Below are 21,780 nucleotides of genomic sequence, written 5' to 3' on the forward strand. Positions count from 1 at the left end.
AAAAATGAGTGCAATATCAGTAATCAGGTAGCTGTTAAGCCTGGGCGGTAGCGTGCTTTTTCCTAATTTATCGGAAAATCTCAATCAAAGAGTCGCTTGTGGAAAAGCCATTTAAAAAAATTCTGGTCATTAAAATGCGTTTTCACGGGGATATGTTGCTGACTACTCCCGTCATTAGCACGCTTAAACGCCACTATCCTGACGCGAAGGTTGATGTCCTGCTGTATCAGGACACAATGCCGATTTTATCCGAAAATCCTGAGATCAATGCGCTGTATGGCCTGAAAAACAAGAAAGCCAAAACCGGTGAAAAGATAAGTAATTTTATTGAGCTAATCAGGGTATTACGTTCCAACAAGTATGACCTTGTCATTAATATGGCCGACCAGTGGATGGTGGCCGTCATGGTACGACTGCTGAACGCGCCGATGAGCATTTCGCAGGATTACCAACACCGTCAGTCCGCTTTCTGGCGCAATAGCTTTACGCACCTTGCGCCGCCGAAAGGTGCTAACGTGGTCGAGAGCAACCTTTCCGTGCTGGCGCCTCTGGGTCTTGATTCCTGCGTCTCTGAAACGACGATGAGCTACAACTCTAACTGTTGGGAACGTGTACGTCAGGAGCTGAATAAAGTCGGCGTAGGCGAACGTTATGTGGTGATTCAGCCGACGGCGCGGCAGATTTTTAAATGCTGGGAGAATGAAAAATTTTCCCAGGTGATTGATGCGCTGCATGAACGCGGGATTGAAGTGGTGTTGACCTCCGGCCCTGGAGCTGACGATCTGGCATGTATTGATGCGATTGCCAAAGGTTGTAAACAACCGCCGGTGACGGTACTTGCCGGTAAAGTGAGCTTCCCTGAATTGGGGGCGTTGATTGACCATGCCGTCCTGTTTATCGGCGTGGACTCGGCGCCGGGGCATATTGCTGCGGCGGTGAAAACGCCGTTGATTGCACTGTTTGGCGCAACGGACCATATCTTCTGGCGCCCTTGGTCGGACAATATGATTCAGTTCTGGGCCGGTGATTACCGTCCCATGCCGCCGCGTGAACAGCGCGATCGCAACGAAATGTATCTCTCGGTGATCCCAGCTGCGGATGTCATTGCCGCCATTGATAAAATGCTGCCAGTCAGCCACGGCGAAACCGTCATAGGCGAACAATTATGATCGTAGCATTCTGTCTGTATAAGTATTTCCCTTTCGGTGGGTTGCAGCGCGATTTCATGCGGATTGCCCAGACCGTGGCGGCGCGTGGCCACCAGGTGCGTGTCTATACGCAATTCTGGGAAGGCGAACATCCTGAGGCCTTTGACCTTATTCGGGTCCCGGTAAAATCCAGAACCAACCACGGACGAAACGCCGAATATTACGCGTGGGTACAAAATCATCTGCGCGAGCATCCGGTGGACCGAGTCGTGGGATTTAATAAGATGCCGGGGCTGGATGTTTATTATGCGGCAGATGTTTGCTACGCCGAGAAGGTTGCGCAGGAAAAAGGCTTTTTCTATCGTCTGACCTCGCGCTACCGGCATTATGCCGACTTTGAGCGGGCGACTTTTGAGCAGGGTAAAGCCACCCAACTACTCATGCTGACGGATAAGCAAATTGCCGATTTCCAGAAGCATTACCAGACCGAGTCTGAGCGTTTCCATATTTTGCCGCCGGGAATTTATCCAGACAGAAAATACAGCCAGCAGATCCCAGATGCTCGCCAGATTTATCGCCAAAAGAACGGCCTGACGGAATCGCAAAACGTACTTTTGCAGGTCGGGTCGGACTTCACGCGTAAAGGCGTCGACCGAACGTTAAATGCGATGGCTTCGCTGCCTGAAAGCCAGCGCAATAATACCCAGCTGTTTATTGTTGGCCAGGATAAACCGGGTAAATTTGCGGCATTGGCAGAGAAACTGGGCATTCATCGTAACGTTCACTTTTTCTCTGGGCGTAACGATGTCGCTGAACTGATGGCGGCGGCCGATATCCTGCTGCACCCGGCCTATCAGGAAGCCGCGGGAATTGTGCTGTTAGAGGCGGTGACCGCGGGTTTGCCGGTACTAACGACAAGCGTGTGCGGCTATGCCCACTATATCGCGGATGCTAACTGCGGCGCGGTCATTGCGGAGCCTTTCCGACAGGACGCTTTAAATGAGATTCTGCTTAAAGCGTTAACCCAGCCAGCGCTGCGCGCAGCGTGGGCGAAAAATGCGCGTAATTATGCGGATACACAAGATTTGTACAGTCTGGCGGACAAAGCGGCAGATATCATTATAGGTGATTTGAATGGTTGAGCTGAACGAACCGCTGGCCACACTGTGGCGCGGAAAAGATGCGTTTGAAGAGGTAAAACATCTACAGGGTGAGGTGTTTCGTGAACTGGAAACCCGTCGTACGCTGCGCTTTGAGTTGGCAGGCGGAAGCTACTTCCTGAAATGGCACCGCGGAACTTCTCTCAAAGAGATCGTGAAAAACCTGATTTCGCTGCGTATGCCGGTGCTGGGTGCGGACCGGGAGTGGAATGCGATTCACCGTTTGCACGATGTGGGTGTTGATACCATGCACGGTGTGGGGTTCGGCGAAAAAGGACTGAACCCGCTGACCAAAACCTCATTCATCATCACCGAAGATCTCACGCCGACCATCAGCCTTGAAGATTATTGTGCCGACTGGATAACCAATCCACCGACCGCAGCGGTGAAACGCATGCTGATTAAGCGCGTTGCTACCATGGTGCGTAAGATGCACCTGGCGGGCATTAACCACCGCGACTGTTATATCTGCCACTTCCTGCTGCATCTGCCGTTTAGCGGGCAGGAAGATGCGCTTAAAATTTCGGTGATTGACCTGCATCGCGCACAAATTCGCGGCCGTGTCCCCCGCCGCTGGCGCGATAAAGACCTGATTGGGCTTTACTTCTCATCGCTGAACATCGGGTTAACACAGCGGGATATTTTACGTTTTATGCGGGTTTATTTTGCTGAGCCGATCCGGAATGTGCTGCGCGAAGAGCAGTCGCTGCTGGCAAAAGCGGCAGACCAAGCCAACAAGATAAAAGAAAGAACGATCAGAAAGTCGTTGTAATTGCCGGGAGCAGGACATGACCTATCCGTATTTAAAGGCCGATGAGATGATTAAAGAGACGATCGTCTTTAATGAAGGCCAGACGCTGTCGGCAGATACGCCGTTCCATATTGCCTACGGCATTGATAAGAACTTTCTTTTCGGCTGTGGCGTTTCGATCGCTTCTGTTCTTTTGCATAACCGCAGTATGAACTTTGTGTTCCATGTCTTTATCGATGTCATTTCTGATGACGAAAAGCGGCAGTTCGCGCAGCTGGCACAGGATAATGACACCTGCATTCAAATTCATATCGTTAACTGCGAACGCTTAGCGGCCTTCCCGACCACCAAGAATTGGTCTGTGGCAATGTACTTTCGCTTTATCATTGGTGATTACTTTATTGGCCAGCAAACCCGGCTTCTTTATCTGGATGCGGATATTGTATGCCAGGGCGATATACATGAGCTGATGACGCTGGAGCTTGCGGATACCGTGGTGGGCGTGGTGCCTGAGCGTGATGAAAAATGGTGGTTATCACGGAGTAAAAGTCTGGACTGTCCTGCAATTGCCAACGGCTATTTCAATTCCGGCGTGTTGCTGCTGAATATTCCTGCGTGGGCCAGTGAATATGTCTCGGGTAAGGCGATGTCGCTGTTGTCCGATAAAAGTATCACCCGCAAACTGAGTTTTATGGATCAGGATATCCTGAACATTATCCTCTCCGGCAAAGTGACGTTTATCGACGGCAAATATAATACCCAGTTCAGCCTCAACTATGAGCTGAAAGAGACATTTATCAACCCCATTCATGCCGGTACGGTGCTAATACACTACGTTGGGCCAACAAAGCCGTGGCATAACTGGGCCTGCTACCCAAGCGCTGAACCCTTTTTGAAAGCAAAGGCTTCATCACCGTGGAAAAACTTGCCGCTATTAAAGCCAGTTAATTCGAATTATGCACGGTATTGCGCAAAACATAATTTCAAAAAACATTATTATTTCAAGTGGTTTGTAAATAATATTTATTATTATTACTTGAAGTTGGTCGGTTGAGTATAAGGCGGTGCAGATGGATGAGTTCATTAAAGAAATACATAGTTTTACCACTCGCAATGAAGAGAATAACTCTACTGTATTAAATGTATCGTATGGTATAGATAAGAATTTCTTATATGGCGCAGGCGTTTCAATAGCGTCTGTGCTATTACATAATAAAGATATTAATTTCGTTTTTCATGTTTTCACAGATTATATTGATGATGAGTATTTAGATGCTTTTAAGAAAACAGCACAACAGTTTGATTCATCGATAATTGTATATCTCATTGATCCTCAATATTTTGTTGATTTACCAACATCCAGTGCCTGGTCCTATGCAACCTATTTTAGGATTTATTCATTCGAATATCTAAGTAGTAGCATCTCAACATTACTTTATTTAGACGCAGATGTTATATGCAAAGGTAGCCTTAGAAAAATAACTGATATAAAGTTTGAAGGTGAGTTTGCGGCGGTCATTCCAGACAGCCCATTAACACAAGAATCTTGTAGTAAGCGCCTGAATCTACCAGAGATTAATGGGTATTACTTTAATGCGGGAGTGATGTACGTCAATTTGAAAAAATGGAAGGAGTCAGACCTGAAGCCTTACCTTTTAACTCTTTTGAAAGGTGAGTCTAAATATGGGGCTTTGAAATATTTAGATCAGGACGCATTGAATATTTCGTTTGAGATGAATAATATTTATCTTTCTAATGACTATAATAAAATATACACATTGAAAAATGAACTATCCGATCGTTCTCATAGAGGTTATCAGAAGGTTATTAATGATGACACTGCATTGATCCATTACACTGGTATCACTAAGCCATGGCATAGTTGGGCTGATTACCCATCAGCAAGTTTTTTCAATGTTGCCCGTCAAGAATCACCGTGGAAGTATTTTCCGTTAAAAGACGCAAGGAATATTTCCGAAATGCAAAAACAATACAAACATCTATTTGCACACCGTAAATATGTAAGTGGATTATGTGCTATGTTTAAATATAAATTAAAAAAGTAATAAAGAAAAACATATCATGGCATTTTACTGTTTTAATGGTTTTCAATAATAAATAAAGGTTACTGAATGCAAGTTTGTGTTTATGTTATCTCTTTGGTGAGAGACACTGAACGGCGGAAGGCGATAATAAATTCCTTTTCCCAGCTTGGAATAGATTTCCAATTCTTTGATGCTGTCGATGCAAAAGATCCGATTAATAGAAAAATTATCGACGATGCGAAGTTGAGTGGCGTGGGATACGATATGACTGACGGTGAAATAGCATGCACACTCAGCCATCAGTTCATTTATGAAGACATGATGACCAAATCCGAAGATTGGGTAGTCATACTTGAAGATGATGTTATTGTTGATAAAAGATTTAAAACGTTTTTAACTTCATTTGATGTTTCTGAACAAAAGAAACTACCAGAAGATAATCTTTATCTTCTTGGAGGACAAAAGGGTTTACATGATTATCCGGTCTTAGGGGTAAGTCGGATCTGCACGATAAAAATAGGAAAATATTATTTTGGGCGGGTAAATTATAATAGAGATAAACTCCGTAGAACTTGTTGTTATTTAATGAATAAAAAGATGGCTAAAGATTTTCTTGATGTTACAAGGGATTATGGAACATACAGGGCTGATAGTTGGCCATTAATGTACCAGCGACGGGTGATTAAAGACTTCTATCTTAATGAAATTATATTTCACCCTATAGTTAATGAATTTAATAGTCATTTGGAACGAGAACGTAGTCTCATATCCAGACAAAAGAAACCTCGAGGAAAGATTCAAGGAACGATGAAGCTATTACGTTCATGGATTCGAGTCATATTTTTTTCATTTCTTAAATAGTTAATGAGTTATATGGGTGACTGGCTGTGAAATTGAATACGTCTAAAAATATTGTGTTTTATATTGTTATCATTTCCTATTTCATAGGTCTTATTTTTATTCCAATTGATACAAATATAGTTAATAAAATTATCAATGGGGTAGGTATTGTTGCTTTTATTATGTTGATCATTAGTAATGATTATAAATTTAATAAAGGTACTCTTATCCTGGCACTAGGTCTGCTCGCTTTAGGGATTATTGATGCACTCTGGTATTTAAACTATAAGACAGACCATGTAATCTACAAAAATGGTTATAGAGGATACTGGGAAGTAGGAAAAATGTTTGCTGCCAATGCTTTTGTATTATTATATATTCATAAAAATAGAAATAAAGTAAATATTAAATTCCATATTATTGCGAGCCTATCTGCTCAGATAATTATATATGCAGTCGCAGGATATCAAAGTATTTGGCTCCATGCAGATCGAATTTCTTTATCTGCAATGGGAGGGGCAATAGGCCAAATGGGAGCCGCAACAATCGCGGCTTATATGATCGTATTTTGTTCTTTATATTCTGCTATTGTATTTATTAATGTCGCCAATAAGTATAAATGGGCGTTTTTCTATATAAACTTTGTTTTAAGCTTATCCGCTGTAATAATGACAGGGACGCGGGCTGCGATTTTCACGTATCCATTAATGATAGCTGCCATTTTGTTTATTCATTACTACAAACAAAAAGCTTTCCTGTTTAAAAGTCTTGGTGGTCTATGTGGACTTCTCCTGGCCTGTGGTTTGGTCTTTAACCAGGAGGTGAGTACACGTTTTGATAATATGAAAAGTGATATAAATCATTATGTTGGATCAGAGAATAGTACCTCTTCCATCGGCGCTCGTTTTTCAATGATTATGGCCGGGTATGAAAGTGCCCCAAACGGATTGGCATGGCAATCGCTTGAGCAAAGAGCGACGAAGATTATCGCTTTGAGTAAAGAAAATAGTGTTTATGAAGGCGCTACACTATTTTTAGATGTGCATATGCATAATGAGATCATTGAAGCGTTATCAACCAAAGGTGTTATTGGTGTGATGGTGCTATTCTTTTTCTATGCTGCATTAATATATTACTGTCTTGCTGAGAAGAAATATTTACTTCTCGTTTTTCCTGCCACGATTATGTTGTTCGGAATAAGTGATGTGATTACGCACGATAAGCCAATTCCTGCATCATGGATTATCTGCTTTCTCCTTTCCTCGTTGTTACCTGTGAATAAAGAAGAAAAATAGCAAGAAAAATAAGAGAGTGGGCTGTAACCCACTCTCTTATTTATTTTAAGGGTAATAGATTTATAACCCGGGAAGCAGTTAGATGTGCCAGATCTCCATCTTGCGAACAGCACGCCACCTGATTCTTCCCATACCCACCAATCAGTCCTGGGTCAGTTGGTCCATACAGCGTAATATTCGGGCGATCCAACGCCGCGGTTAAATGACTTAACCCGGTATCCACCGAAACAACAAATTTTGCGTCTGCCAGAACGTGCGCGACCTGCTCAAGGCTGAGACGAGGCAGTACGTCGACATAATCAAACCCCTGAGCCAAACGCTGCGCCCTGGCTTCTTCATGCGGCGCTCCCCACGGCAGCTTGATGCGCAGGCCGCTCTCTTTCAGCAGACCAATCAGCTCGCGCCAGTGGCTTTCAGGCCAGTGTTTATCATCGCGGGTTGTTGCATGCAGGAATACGCAATAAGGCGCGCTATCCGCCGTGCTCTCGCTCAGGAAATGCTGCGCGATCGCGTAATCACCCTGCGATTCAGGTTTGGCGTAGCCGAGGCTTTTAGCAAACAGCTCGCGAGTACGTTCAACGGCATGCTGCTGCTTAGCAATGTGGTGGCGACGGTTGTAGAACAGGCTTGCCAGCGGTTCACGGGCGGTTTGCCAATCCATGCCATGCTTAATGCCGTGCGCCAGTCGGGTGACCAAGGCGGCGCTTTTGACCAACCCTTGAGCATCAATGATGACGTCATAGTTCACTGACTGCACCGCATCGCGAAAGGCTTTGCGTTCAGCCTTAATCGGTGCGGAGAACCACGATTTACGCCAGCGGCGAATCGCCACGGGAATGACGCGGTCGACGGCTTCATGCCAGGAGGGGATTTGCGCGAAACCTTCTTCCACCACCCAATCAAAACGAATGCCGGAAATGGCCCGCATCGCGTCGGTTAAGGCCGGCAGCGTGTGCAGGACATCGCCCATTGAAGAGGTTTTAACAATCAGAACCCGCATGCGTCAGACTTCCTCGCTCGACAGCAGAGCGTTGAGCTCTTCCAGCACGCGGGCTGGTGTGATGTCGATAAGGCTTTGATGATAACCCTGATCTGAATCGCCTTTACGCACTTTATGGTAGCCAGTGATAAGACGAATGACGCGCGCCTTGTTCGATAGCGGCGGAGTGAAGTCCGGGCTGCTTGGTCCATACAGCGCGACCAGCGGGCGGTTAAGCGCGGCGGCGACGTGCATCAGGCCGGAGTCGTTGGTGACCACGGCTTTACAAGCGGCCAAAAGAATTACCGCTTGTTCCAACTGGGTTTCCCCGGCCAGATTGCGGCACCAGGCTTTCTGCTCTTCGCTCAGTGCGGCGATGATTTCATTGCCTGCTTCGTTGTCTTTCGCAGAGCCGAAAAGAACAATCTGGTTGCCCTCATCAATCAACTGCTTCGCTAGCGTGGCGTAGTGATAGTGCGGCCAGCGCTTGGCTGGGCCAAATTCTGCGCCAGGGCAGAAGCCAATCATCGGGCGATCGTTTGACAGCGAGAACGCGTTGCAGGTGAGGGATTTTTCCCCGTCGTTGACCTGCAGCTGCGGCCACAGCAGGGGCTGCGGCAGATCTTTGGCGCAGCGCATGACGCCTTTATCATAGGCCAGCGCTACATAGCGCTCGACCATCAACGGCCAGGCTTCTTTATCCAACACTCGCGCGTCGTTCAGCAGACCGTAACGCATTTCTCCGCGCCAGCCGGTACGCAGCGGAATGCCCGCGAAGAACGGGACTAGCGCCGATTTAAAGGAGTTAGGCAGGACGTAGGCTCGGTCATAGCGCCGCTCGCGCAGGCTATGGCCGAGTTTGCGCCGCTCGCCAATTTCCAGCGCGCCGTGCCCAAGGGGCATGGCGATCGCGTCGTTGACTTCCGGCATACGTGATAACAACGGACGGCACCACGCGGGTGCCATCACATCAATTATCGCCTGGGGATAGCGCGCCTTGAGCGTGCGATAGAGACTTTGCGACATCATCATGTCGCCCACCCATGACGGGCCGATCACCAGTATTTTCATGCTGACTTCTTACGCGTCGCGGTTCAACCAGGCCATATATTCCGTTACGCCTTCGGCGACGGTCTTGAATGGCTTATCGTAGCCCGCAGCACGCAGGTTAGTCAGATCAGCCTGCGTAAACGCCTGATAGCGGCCTTTGAGTTTGTCCGGGAATGGAATGTACTCGATGCTGCCTTTTTTGTGATACGCGAGGGTAGCGTCAGCCACGGCCTGGAAAGATTCCGCACGGCCGGTGCCGAGGTTAAAGATACCGGATACGCCGTTTTCCCAGAACCACAGATTCACTGCCGCGACGTCGCCGACGTAGACAAAATCGCGCTTGAAGCCATCGCTGCCTTCAAACAGTTTCGGACTTTCGCCATTGTTCAACTGGGTATTGAGGTGGAAAGCTACGCTCGCCATGCTGCCTTTGTGGCCCTCGCGTGGGCCATAGACGTTGAAGTAACGGAAGCCAACGATTGGGGAGTCCACTTCCGGCATGATGCGGCGAACGTATTCGTCGAACAGGAACTTGGAGTAGCCGTAAACGTTCAGCGGTTTTTCAAATTCGCGGGACTCGATGAAATTGCTGGTACGGCCGCCGTAGGTGGCTGCGGAAGAGGCATACAGGAACGGAATTTCGCGCTCCAGGCAGTAGTGCAGCAGCTCTTTGGAGTACTGATAGTTGTTATCCATCACGTACTTACCATCCCACTCGGTGGTGGAGGAGCAGGCCCCTTCGTGGAACACGGCTTCTATATCGCCAAGTTCTTCACCGGCCATAATCTGGATCAGAAAATCTTCTTTATCCATGTAATCGGTGATGTCGAGGTCGACCAGGTTAACGAACTTGGTACCGTCTTTCAGGTTATCCACCACCAGAATGTCAGTGATGCCTTTGTCATTGAGCGCTTTCACGATGTTGCTGCCGATGAAGCCAGCGCCGCCGGTAACGATGATCATAACTGTAACCTTTGAAATGTGAGGACCCTGGACTATCCAGGGCGCTAATGTCTCTTATCATATCATCACATTGCTAAGCCTTCAGCCTTTCACCATGCAGAGAGCCTAAGCCACGTGATTTATGCTGCAAATAATTCATTCAGACATGCATCATCTCGTATCAGCGTATAGCTTTGGGTAATATGTGCCAAATTTTACCGAATCTGGAGAGTTGCAATGCGTGGTGATTTCTACAAACAGTTAACGAACGACCTGGAGACCGCGCGTGCCGAGGGTCTGTTCAAAGAAGAACGTATCATTACTTCCGCTCAGCAAGCGGATATCACGGTCGGTGATGGCAGTCATGTCATCAACTTCTGCGCCAATAACTACCTTGGACTGGCCAACCATCCTGAGCTGATTAACGCGGCGAAAGCGGGTATGGACAGCCACGGTTTTGGCATGGCTTCCGTGCGCTTCATCTGCGGTACGCAGGACAGCCACAAAGTGCTGGAGCAGAAGCTGGCCGGTTTCCTCGGCATGGAAGATGCCATCCTGTACTCCTCTTGCTTCGATGCGAACGGCGGCCTGTTCGAGACGCTGCTCGGCGCCGAAGACGCCATTATCTCCGATGCCCTGAACCATGCCTCGATTATCGACGGTGTGCGCCTGTGTAAAGCGAAGCGCTTCCGCTATGCCAATAACGATATGCAGGAACTGGAAGCTCGCCTGAAAGAAGCGCGTGAAGCCGGTGCACGGCACGTGCTGATCGCCACCGACGGCGTCTTCTCCATGGATGGCGTTATTGCCAACCTGAAAGGTGTGTGTGACCTGGCGGATAAATACGATGCGCTGGTGATGGTTGATGATTCGCACGCCGTCGGTTTCGTTGGTGAGAACGGCCGTGGTTCACATGAATATTGTGAAGTGATGGGCCGCGTTGACATCATCACCGGTACCCTGGGTAAAGCGCTGGGCGGCGCGTCTGGCGGCTATACTGCAGCGCGTAAGGAAGTGGTTGAGTGGCTGCGCCAGCGTTCTCGTCCATACCTGTTCTCCAACTCCCTGGCGCCGGCCATCGTTGCCGCTTCAATCAAAGTGCTGGAGATGGTGGAAGAGGGTAGCGCGCTGCGTGACAAGCTGTGGGCCAACGCGCGCCTGTTCCGCGAAAAAATGAGCGCGGCGGGCTTTACCCTGGCGGGTGCTGACCACGCAATTATTCCGGTGATGCTGGGCGATGCGGTTGTTGCACAGAACTTCGCTCGCGAGCTGCAAAAAGAAGGGATCTACGTCACCGGGTTCTTCTTCCCGGTGGTACCAAAAGGTCAGGCGCGTATTCGCACTCAGATGTCGGCGGCGCATACGACCGAGCAAATTGAACGTGCGGTGGCAGCCTTTACCCGCATCGGTAAACAACTGGGCGTCATTGCCTAAGGGTGTGAGATGAAAGCGTTATCTAAACTGAAAGCCGAAGAAGGCATCTGGATGACCGATGTTCCGGAACCGGAACTGGGTCATAACGACCTGCTGATTAAGATTCGCAAAACCGCGATTTGCGGCACCGACGTGCATATCTACAACTGGGATGAATGGTCGCAGAAAACCATTCCGGTCCCGATGGTAGTGGGGCATGAATATGTCGGTGAAATCGTGGGTATCGGCCAGGAAGTCCGTGGCTTTAAGCTGGGCGATCGCGTTTCTGGCGAAGGGCACATCACCTGCGGGCACTGCCGTAACTGCCGCGGTGGTCGTACCCACCTGTGCCGGAACACCATTGGTGTCGGCGTAAATCGCCAGGGCTGCTTTGCTGAATATCTGGTGATCCCGGCCTTTAACGCGTTCAAAATCCCAGACAATATTTCTGACGATCTGGCGTCTATCTTTGACCCGTTTGGCAACGCCGTACACACTGCGCTCTCCTTCGACCTCGTCGGTGAAGATGTGCTGGTGTCTGGGGCAGGCCCAATTGGCGTGATGGCGGCTGCGGTGGCTAAACACGTAGGCGCGCGTAACGTAGTGATCACGGATGTGAACGAATACCGTTTGGATTTGGCACGCAAAATGGGCGTGACTCGTGCTGTTAACGTATCGAAAGAAAACCTCAATGACGTCATGGCTGAACTGGGCATGACTGAAGGTTTCGACGTGGGTCTGGAAATGTCCGGTGCGCCGCCAGCGTTCCGTACCATGCTCGACACCATGAACCACGGTGGGCGCATTGCGATGCTGGGTATTCCACCATCAGACATGTCCATCGACTGGACCAAAGTTATCTTTAAGGGTTTGTTTATTAAAGGTATCTACGGCCGTGAAATGTTCGAAACCTGGTACAAGATGGCGGCACTGATTCAGTCTGGTCTGGATCTGTCACCTATCATCACCCATCGCTTCAGCATTGACGATTTCCAGAAGGGCTTTGATGCCATGCGTTCCGGCCAGTCCGGCAAAGTGGTGCTGAGCTGGGATTAACCGCTCGAGCCTACTGGTAAGTGCCAGTTGTCCCCGGATGTTTAATAGCGTTAAATGTCCGGGGATTTTTTTGCCCTTCCGCGTAAAAGACAGCACGAACTTTCGCTGACCTTTACCCTTCAATATGTTAAATATTGCCGTTAATTATACTGTTTGGCAGGATTTTATATGACCTACACTCCCGGTCTCCTGAGCGTCATTATGCCGCTTTACAATACGGGCGAACCGTTTATTGCCTGTATGGATTCGTTGATCGCGCAAACCTGGAAGAATATCGAAATCATCATCGTTAACGATGGTTCGACGGATAATTCGGCAGAGCTTGCCCAGGCGTACGTGGATCGCTATCCGCATGTCCACTTGCTGCATCAGCGCAATGCGGGTGTTTCTGCGGCGCGAAATACCGGGATGAAGATCGCGAAGGGGGAGTTCATTGCCTATGTCGACGGCGATGACATTGCTTATCCGGAAATGTACGAAACGCTAATGAACATGGCGCTGACCGACAATCTGGATGTCGCGCAATGTAACGCCGATTGGTGCATTGCGGAAACCGGTAAAACCTGGGCATCGATTCCACCAGAGCGTATTCGCTCAACGGGAGTGATGACCGGGCCAGAATGGCTGCGCAAGGGATTGGCTAGCCGCCGCTGGCGTCACGTGGTGTGGATGGGCGTCTATCGACATCAAACCATCGTTGATGCGGGGCTGAGCTTTGTTCCCGGCCTGCATCACCAGGATATTATCTGGTCGACCGAGTTTATGTTTAACGCCAAACGCGCGCGTTACACCGAAGTGCCTCTGTACAAATACTTCCTGCACGGTGCATCAGTGAGCCGTCTGCCGCGTACCGGGCTCAAAAACCTCGCCTATCAGCGCCATTACATCAAAATTACTCGTCTGCTCGACAAGATGAATCACGACTACGCTGGGCGTATTCCGATTTATCCTGAGTTTAAACAGCAGGTTATTTACGAGGCGATGCGCGTGTGCCACTGCATTCGTAAAGAACCGGACCAGAAGATCCGTGAGCGCATGGTGGCGGAAGCTGAGGTTTCCGGTATGTTTAAGCGAATGGTGAGCAACATTTGTAGTGTGAAGCTGGCGTATCAGGTGATGCTGTGGGCCATTCGCTTTAACAAGATGCGTGATAAATCACTTACCCCGCGTCGTCTGGCCCACCTCACGTTGGGGCTGAAAGACTAGCTACTGCCACCCCTGCCACTGCAACTGCATATACTGCACTAGTGTGCTGTGGGTGATGCTCTCGCTTAGCACATTGAAGAAACGGTTGGCGTAAACGGGCTCCAGCGGTTTCTTCGGCTTGCAAAGCTTAACGCCGCGGAACGGATTGCGCGGTGCAGTTGGCTGGACTTGTGGAGGGACGCCGCTATTTGGTCTCGAGGTATCGACCTGAGGTTCGTTAAGCAGGCTGCTCGGACGTACCAGGGTGATATCGGACGGCAGGTTATACACCATCTGCTGTAGTACGCGTACGGTTGTTGGATGCGGGTGACCAATGGCAATCGCCGAACCGTTACGCCGCGCCAGGTCAATGGCTCGGTTAAACTGGACGCGGATATCAGCCTCATTCTGTGTGTCATCAAGGAACACCCGACGCTTAATCACCTTCACGGCGGTACCGTTCGCCGCGCGCATGGCCTGGCTATTGCCAATCGTCATGCTGTCGAGAAAATAGAGATTGTAGCGGCCCAGCGCCTGCATCACTTTTTGCATGCCAAACAGGCTGGAAGTCATTGCGCTGCCCATGTGGTTATTGAGACCCACGGCAAAGGGCACTTTATCCACGGCTTCGCGAATAATACGCTCAATCTCATCGCTGCTCATATCTGGACGCAGCGTGTCTTTTTCCAGCGGCTGCTTGCTTAGCGGCGCCATTGGCAGGTGGATAAGCACTTCGTGTCCACTGTTGTGGGCTTTTGTCGCCATTTCGCGGGCATGCGGCGCATTGGGTAAAACGGCGACGGAAATAGCGGACGGCATGGCCAACACCTGGTTTTCCTGGTGTGGGCGATAGCCAAAATCATCGATAACAATAGCGAGTTTACCGGCATAGCCTGGTGCAGCTAATGCCAGTGAACTAAGAAGAACTAACTGGCGAAATTGAAGCAAAACTTATCTTCCCAACCACGGTAGTGGATTGACCGCCTGACCCTGGCGGCGAATTTCGAAATAGAGTGAAGGCCGGCCCTGGCCGCCACTGTTGCCCACCAGAGCGATTGGCTGACCGGCACGCACCTGCGTACCCACGCTTACCAGTGCGCTCTGGTTGTAACCATATAGGCTCATATCGCCTTTACCGTGCTCAACAACGACTACCAGACCGTAGCCCTGCAGCCAGTCGGCAAGGATGACGCGACCGTCGGCGATGGCTTTGACCTCGGTGCCTTCCGAAGCGCTAATCACCATACCCTTCCAACGTAGTTCACCTTGTAGCTGTTCGCCATAACGATGCAGCGTGGTGCCGCGCACTGGCCAGTATGCCTGGCCACGCGGTGCACCAAGGCCACCGGTACGTGACATCAAAGAACGTTCGCTTTCGGATGGTTTATAGGTAGTGCCTTTGCGGGTGGCTTCCTGCTGGCGATTACGTACCGCTTCAGCCTCTTTGGCTTCGCGTTCGGCGCGGGCTTTCGCCGCCGCTTCCGCCCGCGCAATGCTGTTACGCAGACGAGATTCGTTGGCGCGCAGTTCGCCTAGCTGCTGCTGGCCCTGCTGAATAGAGGATTCAAGTCCGGAAATGGTCTTCTGACGTTCGTTACGTGCCTGCTCCAGCTTGGTTTGCTGTGCGCGCTGTTCATACAGCAGAGTTTGCTGCTGGCTCTGCTTTTCTTCGAGCTCAGTTTTTTGCGCGGCAACCTGTTCACGTGTTTCTTTGAGCTCAGAGATCGTCTCCTGACGGGCCTGGTTCAAATAACCAAAATAGGCCTGTAGGCGCTGTCCACGCTGACTTTCCTCACCGCTGAGGATCAGCTGAATGCCGGTATGTTCGCCCTGGCGAAATGCGGCGTCGAGCTGGGCGGCCAGATTACGTTCCTGCATCTGCCGCTGCTTTTCCAGCTTGGCGATAGAGGCGTTCATTTCCGCAATTTGTGCGTTGAGCTGAGCTAACGAGTTTTGCGTTTCACGGAGCTGACGCGCGGCGGCGGCAATAGCCTGTTCCTGCGCTTTAAGCTGGGCGAGGAGAGTAGAACGCTGTTGTTGCTGTTGGCGTACCGCGCGCTCTTTGGCGGCGATATCGGCCTGAATAGATTGCAGCTGCGAGCGGTCATCCGCGTGGGCGGGTGCGGCGCACAGCAATACGCCAGCGCTGAGTGCGCTGGCGTAGAACGAGGACCGAAGCGTTGCTCCGGCCCATTTAATGGAATAAATCGCCTTTCCCCTCATGGGGAGAGATTATTCCACGATGAACAGCGGCTTACCAGTCATCTGTTGCGGGATTTCCATCCCCATCAGCGACAGCATGGTTGGCGCGAGATCGGAAAGCTTACCGCCTTCCACCGCTTTCACGGTTTTATTGCCAACGTAGATCAGCGGAACCGGCAGGCTGGTGTGTGCGGTGTGCGCTTGGCCAGTCGCCGGGTCACGCATCTGTTCAGCATTGCCGTGGTCAGCGGTAACCAGCATCTGGCCACCGACTTTTTCGATTGCCTGGGTCACTTCGCTCAGGCAATGATCCAGTGCTTCAACCGCTTTGACTGCCGCTTCCATCACGCCGGTATGACCAACCATATCGCCGTTCGGGTAGTTACAGATAATGGTGTCGTATTTGCCACTTTCGATAGCCGCAACCAGCTTCTCGGTCAGCTCAGCGGAGCTCATCTCCGGCTGCAGGTCATAGGTGGCCACTTTCGGCGAGTTGATCAGAATGCGATCTTCACCTTTGAATGGCTCTTCTACGCCGCCGTTAAAGAAGAAGGTGACGTGTGCGTATTTTTCAGTTTCAGAGATGCGCAGCTGAGTTTTATCGTGCTTCGCCATCCACTCACCGAAGGTGTTTTCCAGCGAAGCTGGTGGGTAAGCGCACGGTGCTTTGATGTCTGCCGCGTATTCGGTCAGCATGATGAAATCGCCCAGCTTCACTTGTTTACGACGCGCAAAGCCGTCGAAGTCAGCATTGACGAAGGCACGGGTGATTTCGCGCGCGCGGTCAGCACGGAAGTTCATGAAGATCAGCGCGTCGCCGTCTTCCATCGCCGCATCGGCCTGGCCTGCGGCACGGATAACGGTCGCTTTTACGAATTCATCGTTCTCGTCGCGTGCGTAAGCGGCTTCCAGTCCGGCAACGGCGGTATCGGCCTGGAACTCACCTTTCGCTTCAACCAGCAGGTTGTACGCTTGTTCAACGCGATCCCAACGGTTGTCACGGTCCATTGCATAGTAACGGCCAATGATGGACGCGACGCGACCTTTGCCCAGTGCGGCAAATTTGTCTTCGAATTTCTGCAGGGAGCCATTAGCGCTGCGTGGTGGAGTGTCTCGACCATCGAGGAAAGCGTGCAGGTAGATTTTTTCTGCGCCACGTTCGGCGGCCAGTTCTACCATCGCCATGATGTGATCTTCGTGGCTATGAACGCCACCGGCAGACAACAGGCCCATGATGTGCACGGCTTTGCCTGCGGCAACGGCTGTATCTACCGCACCGGATAGCACTGGGTTTGCGAAGAATGCGCGATCTTTGATTTCAACGTCGAGACGGGTCAGGTCCTGATAGACGATGCGACCCGCGCCCAGGTTAACGTGACCGACTTCGGAGTTACCCATCTGACCATCTGGCAGGCCGACTTCCAGGCCAGAGGCGTGGATCAGGGTGTGCGGACGTTTTGCCCACAGGGCATCCATGACCGGAGTTTTAGCCGTAAAAATAGCGTTATCCTGCTGCTCTTCGCGGTAGCCGTAGCCATCCAGGATTACCAGTACCATAGGTTTTTTAGAAACCGACATTGCGACAACCTCATGCTCTAAAGACAGAAAATTTGCGTAATTTTACTACAGCTGAATCGATAAAATAACAATGAGAGATCAAAGAAAGCGGGGGGATAATGGGCGAAAAGCACACATTCGCTCTCTTTTTTTCGGCAGCACTCCGCAGAAAACGCATTACATCACGCGCGCTGGCTGTATTTGCGCCACGCCGCAGGTATACTCCTTCCCTGGTTTTTAAACATTACACGTCGGGAGCTGTTACCCCCCATGCAAGAGATTATGCAATTTGTTGGTCGTCACCCTGTCCTGAGCATCGCGTGGATCGCGCTGCTGGCGGCCGTGCTGTTCACCACCTTTAAAGGGCTGATGTCCAAAGTTAAAGTCATCAACCGCGGTGAAGTGACGCGTTTGATTAACAAAGAAGACGCGATCGTTGTCGATCTGCGCCAGCGCGATGATTTCCGTAAAGGCCATATCGCCGGTTCTCTGAACCTGCTGCCGGCTGAGATCAAAGCTAACAACGTTGGCGAGCTGGACAAACACAAAGACAAGCCGGTGATTGTGACCGACGGTTCCGGTATGCAGGCAACCGAGTCAGCGACCTTGCTGTTGAAAGCTGGCTTTGAGAAAGTCTTCGTACTGAAAGAAGGCATTGCAGGCTGGAGCGGTGAAAACCTGCCTCTGGTTCGCGGTAAGTAATCCCTGCTCACTTATTGGGTAAAGTCAGGAGAGCTGTAATGGCGAAGATTGAAATCTATACCAAAGCGACATGCCCTTATTGCCACCGTGCAAAAGCGCTGCTGTCTGAGAAAGGCGTTTCTTTTGAAGAACTGCCAATCGACGGTAACGCAGAAAAACGCGAAGAGATGATTCAGCGCAGTGGCCGTACAACGGTTCCGCAGATTTTTATTGATGCACAGCACATTGGCGGCTGTGACGACTTGTATGCGCTTGACGCACGTGGTGGACTCGATCCCCTGCTGCGCTAATGCTTTACTAAGCGCTCGCGCCTGCCCTTTGCGGGCGTGAGGCATACCGCCTATTTTAAGGACAACACGAAAGGGTTTTTACACATGTCAGAACAAAACAACGCAGAAATGGCTTTCCAGATCCAACGCATCTACACCAAAGACGTTTCTTTCGAAGCGCCAAATGCGCCACAGGTTTTCCAGAAAGATTGGCAACCAGAGGTTAAACTTGATCTTGATACCGCATCCAACCAGCTGGCTGAAGGCGTGTATGAAGTGGTGCTGCGTGTCACCGTAACGGCGACTCTGGGCGAAGAAACTGCGTTCCTGTGCGAAACTCAGCAGGCGGGTATCTTCTCCATTGAAGGTATCGAAGGGACTCAGATGGCCCATTGCCTGGGTGCATACTGCCCGAACATCCTGTTCCCGTATGCGCGTGAATGCATCACCAGCCTGGTTTCCCGTGGGACTTTCCCACAGCTGAACCTTGCGCCGGTTAACTTTGATGCCCTGTTCATGAACTATCTGCAGCAGCAGGCTGGCGAAGGTGCAGAACAACATCAGGATGCCTGATGAACGCACTTAATGCTTCAATGACTGTGATCGGTGCCGGCTCTTACGGCACCGCTCTTGCCATCACCGTGGCAAGAAATGGCCATCCAGTTGTACTCTGGGGCCACGATCCTAAACATGTCGCGACGCTCCAGCACGATCGCTGCAACGCGGCATTTCTCCCTGATGTTCCATTCCCTGACACACTGCATCTGGAAAGCGACCTTGCGACCGCACTGGCCGCCAGTCGCGATATTCTGGTGGTGGTGCCAAGCCACGTCTTCGGCGATGTTCTGCGCCAGATGAAACCCCTGCTGCGCCCAGATGCGCGAGTGGTGTGGGCAACGAAAGGGCTGGAGGCTGAAACCGGCCGCCTGCTGCAGGAAGTCGCGCGCGAAGCGTTGGGCGATGACATCCCGCTGGCTGTCATTTCAGGGCCAACGTTTGCCAAAGAGTTGGCGGCGGGTTTACCGACGGCCATTTCGCTGGCGGCGACCGACCCGGTCTTTGCTGACGATCTCCAGCAGTTACTACACTGCGGCAAGAGCTTCCGCGTCTACAGTAATCCGGACTTCATCGGCGTCCAGCTGGGCGGCGCAGTGAAGAACGTGATTGCGATTGGTGCCGGTATCTCCGATGGCATTGGTTTTGGTGCGAACGCGCGTACGGCGCTTATCACCCGTGGGTTGACCGAAATGTCGCGTCTTGGCGTGGCGCTGGGTGCCGATCCGGTGACCTTTATGGGCATGGCGGGGCTGGGTGACTTAGTGCTGACCTGTACCGACAACCAGTCGCGTAACCGTCGTTTCGGTATGGCGCTGGGGCAAGGTGCGCAGGTGCAAGAAGCGCAGGACAAAATTGGTCAGGTGGTTGAAGGTTACCGTAATACCAAAGAAGTTCGCGAGTTGGCGCACCGTGTAGGTGTCGAAATGCCAATAACCGAGGAAATTTATCAGGTATTATATTGCGGAAAAAGTGCGCGCGAGGCAGCATTGACCTTATTAGGTCGTGCACGCAAGGATGAGCATAGCGGCAACTAAACGCAGGAAACCTTTGTCATCGCAACGATCCGGCGAGCAGAGACTGGCCGATCGTTCCAATACGTCTGGAGTATGCAATGTCGTGTGAAGAACTGGAAATTGTCTGGAACAATATTAAAGCCGAAGCCCGAGCTTTGGCGGACTGCGAGCCTATGCTCGCCAGTTTCTATCACGCGACGCTACTCAAGCATGAAAATCTGGGCAGTGCATTAAGCTACATGCTGGCCAACAAGCTGGCCTCCTCCATTATGCCCGCCATCGCCATTCGTGAAGTGGTTGAAGAAGCCTACGCCGCTGACCCGGAAATGATTGCCTCTGCGGCCTGCGATATTCAGGCGGTACGCACCCGTGACCCGGCGGTCGACAAGTATTCGACCCCTTTACTGTACCTGAAAGGCTTCCATGCGTTACAGGCCTACCGTATCGGCCATTGGCTGTGGGGACAGGGGCGCCGTGCGCTGGCGATTTTCCTGCAAAATCAGGTGTCGGTCTCTTTCCAGGTGGATATTCACCCGGCGGCGAAAATCGGCCGCGGCATCATGCTCGACCATGCGACCGGCATCGTCGTAGGTGAGACCGCGGTGATTGAAGACGATGTGTCGATTCTACAGTCCGTGACCCTGGGCGGTACCGGTAAAACCAGCGGCGATCGCCACCCGAAAATTCGCGAGGGCGTGATGATTGGTGCCGGGGCGAAAATTCTCGGCAATATCGAAGTGGGGCGCGGCGCAAAAATCGGCGCGGGTTCGGTTGTTCTGCAGCCCGTACCGCCGCATACGACAGCGGCAGGCGTACCGGCGCGTATCGTCGGCAAGCCGGAGTCCGATAAACCCGCGATGGATATGGACCAGCACTTCAACGGCATCAACCACGGGTTTGAGTACGGCGACGGGATTTAATCCGTAAGATTCGGCCGGATGGTGATCTACAAACGCTATCCGGCTCACCCTTCGATCAGCTACGTAAGATTGCGCCGGGATATCCCAGCTGGCGCCATGCTTCATACACCACCACTGACACTGCGTTCGACAGGTTCATACTGCGGCTGTCCGGCATCATAGGAATACGAATTTTTTGCTCCGGCGGCAGCGCGTCCAAAATTGTGGCGGGCAGTCCACGCGTTTCCGGGCCAAACATCAAAAAGTCGCCGTCCTGGTAGCTCACTGCGCTGTGTGCCGGCGTGCCTTTGGTGGTCAGGGCAAATAAACGCTGTGGTTTTGCGCTTTCGACAAATGCCGCGTAATCCGCATGACGCTGCACGGCGGTGAACTCATGGTAATCCAGACCCGCGCGGCGTAAGCGCTTATCGTCCCAGGCAAAGCCCATTGGCTCGATAATATGCAGGCTAAAGCCGGTATTGGCGCACAGACGGATGATGTTCCCGGTATTAGGTGGGATTTCTGGTTCGAATAAAACGATGTTAAGCATACTGCCCCCTTGGATTTCGCGGGCAGGATAGCAGAATTTAGGTTAACCCTCACCCCGGCCTTCTCCCTAACAGGGAGAGGGGGAAGCGCAGGTTTACTGGCTAAGTGCAAAGCTATGTTGTTTCCCGGCCACTTAGCGGAGAAGGGGGGGATTTGCTGGTGAAGAG

Annotated in this window: 22 protein-coding genes; 15 read left to right on the plus strand and 7 right to left on the minus strand. The window is 51.1% G+C overall.

From position 1 onward, the window contains the following. Window positions 1-98: 98 nt before the first annotated feature. The 7 genes from rfaQ (at window position 99) to KP80_RS06305 (ending at window position 7,239) form a co-directional block, all read left to right on the plus strand. Window positions 99-1,169, plus strand: coding sequence for a lipopolysaccharide core heptosyltransferase RfaQ (gene rfaQ, locus KP80_RS06275; protein WP_072129058.1), 1,071 nt, complete (start codon window positions 99-101; stop codon window positions 1,167-1,169). Beyond that, window positions 1,166-2,290 (plus strand): glycosyltransferase family 4 protein, encoded by a 1,125-nt coding sequence (locus KP80_RS06280; protein WP_052282736.1) that lies wholly within the window; start codon window positions 1,166-1,168, stop codon window positions 2,288-2,290. Before rfaQ ends, KP80_RS06280 begins: the two co-directional genes overlap by 4 nt. Further along, window positions 2,283-3,080, plus strand: coding sequence for a lipopolysaccharide core heptose(I) kinase RfaP (gene rfaP / locus KP80_RS06285; RefSeq protein ID WP_052282737.1), 798 nt, complete (start codon window positions 2,283-2,285; stop codon window positions 3,078-3,080). Before KP80_RS06280 ends, rfaP begins: the two co-directional genes overlap by 8 nt. Before the next feature lie 16 nt (window positions 3,081-3,096). Then, a complete protein-coding gene (gene waaO / locus KP80_RS06290; protein ID WP_052282738.1) occupies window positions 3,097-4,113 on the plus strand; it encodes a lipopolysaccharide 3-alpha-galactosyltransferase in 1,017 nt (338 codons plus the stop codon). A gap of 16 nt (window positions 4,114-4,129) precedes the next feature. Then, entirely contained in the window at window positions 4,130-5,125 is a 996-nt protein-coding gene (locus KP80_RS06295) for a glycosyltransferase family 8 protein (RefSeq protein WP_052282739.1), read from the plus strand. Between the two features lie 66 nt (window positions 5,126-5,191). Further along, a complete protein-coding gene (locus KP80_RS06300) occupies window positions 5,192-5,965 on the plus strand; it encodes a glycosyltransferase family 25 protein (RefSeq protein WP_052282740.1) in 774 nt (257 codons plus the stop codon). Between the two features lie 26 nt (window positions 5,966-5,991). Further along, window positions 5,992-7,239: an O-antigen ligase family protein gene (locus KP80_RS06305; protein ID WP_231625910.1), complete on the plus strand. Its 1,248-nt coding sequence runs from the start codon at window positions 5,992-5,994 to the stop codon at window positions 7,237-7,239. A gap of 40 nt (window positions 7,240-7,279) precedes the next feature. Here the strand turns inward: KP80_RS06305 and rfaC are convergent, their stop codons facing one another. From rfaC to rfaD, 3 genes are read right to left on the minus strand one after another with little or no spacing between them, the layout of a single operon-like run. After that, window positions 7,280-8,239 carry a lipopolysaccharide heptosyltransferase RfaC gene (rfaC, locus tag KP80_RS06310; protein WP_052282742.1) on the minus strand — a complete coding sequence of 320 codons (960 nt, stop codon included), beginning with the start codon at window positions 8,237-8,239 and terminating at the stop codon, window positions 7,280-7,282. Between the two features lie 3 nt (window positions 8,240-8,242). Beyond that, complete coding sequence (gene rfaF / locus KP80_RS06315; RefSeq protein WP_052282743.1) at window positions 8,243-9,289, minus strand: ADP-heptose--LPS heptosyltransferase RfaF; 1,047 nt, start codon at window positions 9,287-9,289, stop codon at window positions 8,243-8,245. A gap of 9 nt (window positions 9,290-9,298) precedes the next feature. Further along, the gene (gene rfaD / locus KP80_RS06320; RefSeq protein ID WP_052282744.1) at window positions 9,299-10,231 is read right to left on the minus strand and encodes an ADP-glyceromanno-heptose 6-epimerase; all 933 of its coding nucleotides are present in this window, start codon (window positions 10,229-10,231) and stop codon (window positions 9,299-9,301) included. A gap of 216 nt (window positions 10,232-10,447) precedes the next feature. Here rfaD and kbl point away from each other — a divergent pair, with 216 nt between their 5' ends. The 3 genes from kbl (at window position 10,448) to KP80_RS06335 (ending at window position 13,885) form a co-directional block, all read left to right on the plus strand. Then, a complete protein-coding gene (gene kbl, locus KP80_RS06325) occupies window positions 10,448-11,644 on the plus strand; it encodes a glycine C-acetyltransferase (RefSeq protein WP_052282745.1) in 1,197 nt (398 codons plus the stop codon). Between the two features lie 9 nt (window positions 11,645-11,653). Beyond that, window positions 11,654-12,679, plus strand: coding sequence for an L-threonine 3-dehydrogenase (tdh, locus tag KP80_RS06330; protein WP_052282746.1), 1,026 nt, complete (start codon window positions 11,654-11,656; stop codon window positions 12,677-12,679). Between the two features lie 168 nt (window positions 12,680-12,847). Further along, window positions 12,848-13,885, plus strand: a complete 1,038-nt coding sequence (locus KP80_RS06335) for a glycosyltransferase (RefSeq protein ID WP_052282747.1) — start codon at window positions 12,848-12,850, stop codon at window positions 13,883-13,885. Here KP80_RS06335 and KP80_RS06340 read toward each other — a convergent pair whose 3' ends face one another. From KP80_RS06340 to gpmM, 3 genes are read right to left on the minus strand one after another with little or no spacing between them, the layout of a single operon-like run. Beyond that, window positions 13,886-14,812, minus strand: coding sequence for a divergent polysaccharide deacetylase family protein (locus tag KP80_RS06340; RefSeq protein WP_052282748.1), 927 nt, complete (start codon window positions 14,810-14,812; stop codon window positions 13,886-13,888). It lies immediately after the preceding gene. Between the two features lie 3 nt (window positions 14,813-14,815). Continuing rightward, a complete protein-coding gene (envC, locus tag KP80_RS06345; protein ID WP_052282749.1) occupies window positions 14,816-16,087 on the minus strand; it encodes a murein hydrolase activator EnvC in 1,272 nt (423 codons plus the stop codon). A gap of 9 nt (window positions 16,088-16,096) precedes the next feature. Continuing rightward, window positions 16,097-17,644 carry a 2,3-bisphosphoglycerate-independent phosphoglycerate mutase gene (gene gpmM, locus KP80_RS06350; RefSeq protein WP_052282750.1) on the minus strand — a complete coding sequence of 516 codons (1,548 nt, stop codon included), beginning with the start codon at window positions 17,642-17,644 and terminating at the stop codon, window positions 16,097-16,099. Between the two features lie 249 nt (window positions 17,645-17,893). On the opposite strand from gpmM, the gene KP80_RS06355 reads away from it, so the two are divergent. The 5 genes from KP80_RS06355 to cysE all read left to right on the plus strand — a co-directional run bounded on the left by KP80_RS06355 (window position 17,894) and on the right by cysE (window position 21,085). Then, on the plus strand, window positions 17,894-18,325 hold the full coding sequence (locus KP80_RS06355) for a rhodanese-like domain-containing protein (RefSeq protein WP_052282751.1): 432 nt from the start codon (window positions 17,894-17,896) through the stop codon (window positions 18,323-18,325). 38 nt (window positions 18,326-18,363) lie between these two features. Further along, complete coding sequence (gene grxC, locus KP80_RS06360; protein WP_052282752.1) at window positions 18,364-18,615, plus strand: glutaredoxin 3; 252 nt, start codon at window positions 18,364-18,366, stop codon at window positions 18,613-18,615. A gap of 84 nt (window positions 18,616-18,699) precedes the next feature. Beyond that, a complete protein-coding gene (gene secB, locus KP80_RS06365) occupies window positions 18,700-19,167 on the plus strand; it encodes a protein-export chaperone SecB (protein ID WP_052282753.1) in 468 nt (155 codons plus the stop codon). Continuing rightward, window positions 19,167-20,186: an NAD(P)H-dependent glycerol-3-phosphate dehydrogenase gene (gpsA, locus tag KP80_RS06370; RefSeq protein ID WP_052282754.1), complete on the plus strand. Its 1,020-nt coding sequence runs from the start codon at window positions 19,167-19,169 to the stop codon at window positions 20,184-20,186. Before secB ends, gpsA begins: the two co-directional genes overlap by 1 nt. 77 nt (window positions 20,187-20,263) lie before the next feature. Then, on the plus strand, window positions 20,264-21,085 hold the full coding sequence (gene cysE / locus KP80_RS06375) for a serine O-acetyltransferase (protein WP_052282755.1): 822 nt from the start codon (window positions 20,264-20,266) through the stop codon (window positions 21,083-21,085). A 55-nt stretch (window positions 21,086-21,140) separates the two neighbouring features. On the opposite strand, the gene trmL is transcribed toward cysE, so the two are convergent. Continuing rightward, on the minus strand, window positions 21,141-21,614 hold the full coding sequence (gene trmL, locus KP80_RS06380; RefSeq protein ID WP_052282756.1) for a tRNA (uridine(34)/cytosine(34)/5-carboxymethylaminomethyluridine(34)-2'-O)-methyltransferase TrmL: 474 nt from the start codon (window positions 21,612-21,614) through the stop codon (window positions 21,141-21,143). Window positions 21,615-21,780 lie beyond the last annotated feature (166 nt).

Origin of the sequence: Kluyvera genomosp. 1, assembly GCF_001266615.1 — a bacterium.
In the GTDB taxonomy this organism is placed as follows: domain Bacteria; phylum Pseudomonadota; class Gammaproteobacteria; order Enterobacterales; family Enterobacteriaceae; genus Kluyvera; species Kluyvera cryocrescens_A.

Coding starts and splice junctions, on each gene's coding strand:
- KP80_RS06280 (WP_052282736.1), top strand. CDS start 1,166: ATGATCGTAGCATTCTGTCTGTATAAGTATTTCCCTTTCGGTGGGTTG.
- rfaP (WP_052282737.1), top strand. CDS start 2,283: ATGGTTGAGCTGAACGAACCGCTGGCCACACTGTGGCGCGGAAAAGAT.
- waaO (WP_052282738.1), top strand. CDS start 3,097: ATGACCTATCCGTATTTAAAGGCCGATGAGATGATTAAAGAGACGATC.
- KP80_RS06295 (WP_052282739.1), top strand. CDS start 4,130: ATGGATGAGTTCATTAAAGAAATACATAGTTTTACCACTCGCAATGAA.
- KP80_RS06300 (WP_052282740.1), top strand. CDS start 5,192: ATGCAAGTTTGTGTTTATGTTATCTCTTTGGTGAGAGACACTGAACGG.
- rfaC (WP_052282742.1), bottom strand. CDS start 8,239: ATGCGGGTTCTGATTGTTAAAACCTCTTCAATGGGCGATGTCCTGCAC.
- rfaF (WP_052282743.1), bottom strand. CDS start 9,289: ATGAAAATACTGGTGATCGGCCCGTCATGGGTGGGCGACATGATGATG.
- rfaD (WP_052282744.1), bottom strand. CDS start 10,231: ATGATCATCGTTACCGGCGGCGCTGGCTTCATCGGCAGCAACATCGTG.
- kbl (WP_052282745.1), top strand. CDS start 10,448: ATGCGTGGTGATTTCTACAAACAGTTAACGAACGACCTGGAGACCGCG.
- tdh (WP_052282746.1), top strand. CDS start 11,654: ATGAAAGCGTTATCTAAACTGAAAGCCGAAGAAGGCATCTGGATGACC.
- KP80_RS06335 (WP_052282747.1), top strand. CDS start 12,848: ATGACCTACACTCCCGGTCTCCTGAGCGTCATTATGCCGCTTTACAAT.
- envC (WP_052282749.1), bottom strand. CDS start 16,087: ATGAGGGGAAAGGCGATTTATTCCATTAAATGGGCCGGAGCAACGCTT.
- gpmM (WP_052282750.1), bottom strand. CDS start 17,644: ATGTCGGTTTCTAAAAAACCTATGGTACTGGTAATCCTGGATGGCTAC.
- KP80_RS06355 (WP_052282751.1), top strand. CDS start 17,894: ATGCAAGAGATTATGCAATTTGTTGGTCGTCACCCTGTCCTGAGCATC.
- grxC (WP_052282752.1), top strand. CDS start 18,364: ATGGCGAAGATTGAAATCTATACCAAAGCGACATGCCCTTATTGCCAC.
- secB (WP_052282753.1), top strand. CDS start 18,700: ATGTCAGAACAAAACAACGCAGAAATGGCTTTCCAGATCCAACGCATC.
- gpsA (WP_052282754.1), top strand. CDS start 19,167: ATGAACGCACTTAATGCTTCAATGACTGTGATCGGTGCCGGCTCTTAC.
- cysE (WP_052282755.1), top strand. CDS start 20,264: ATGTCGTGTGAAGAACTGGAAATTGTCTGGAACAATATTAAAGCCGAA.
- trmL (WP_052282756.1), bottom strand. CDS start 21,614: ATGCTTAACATCGTTTTATTCGAACCAGAAATCCCACCTAATACCGGG.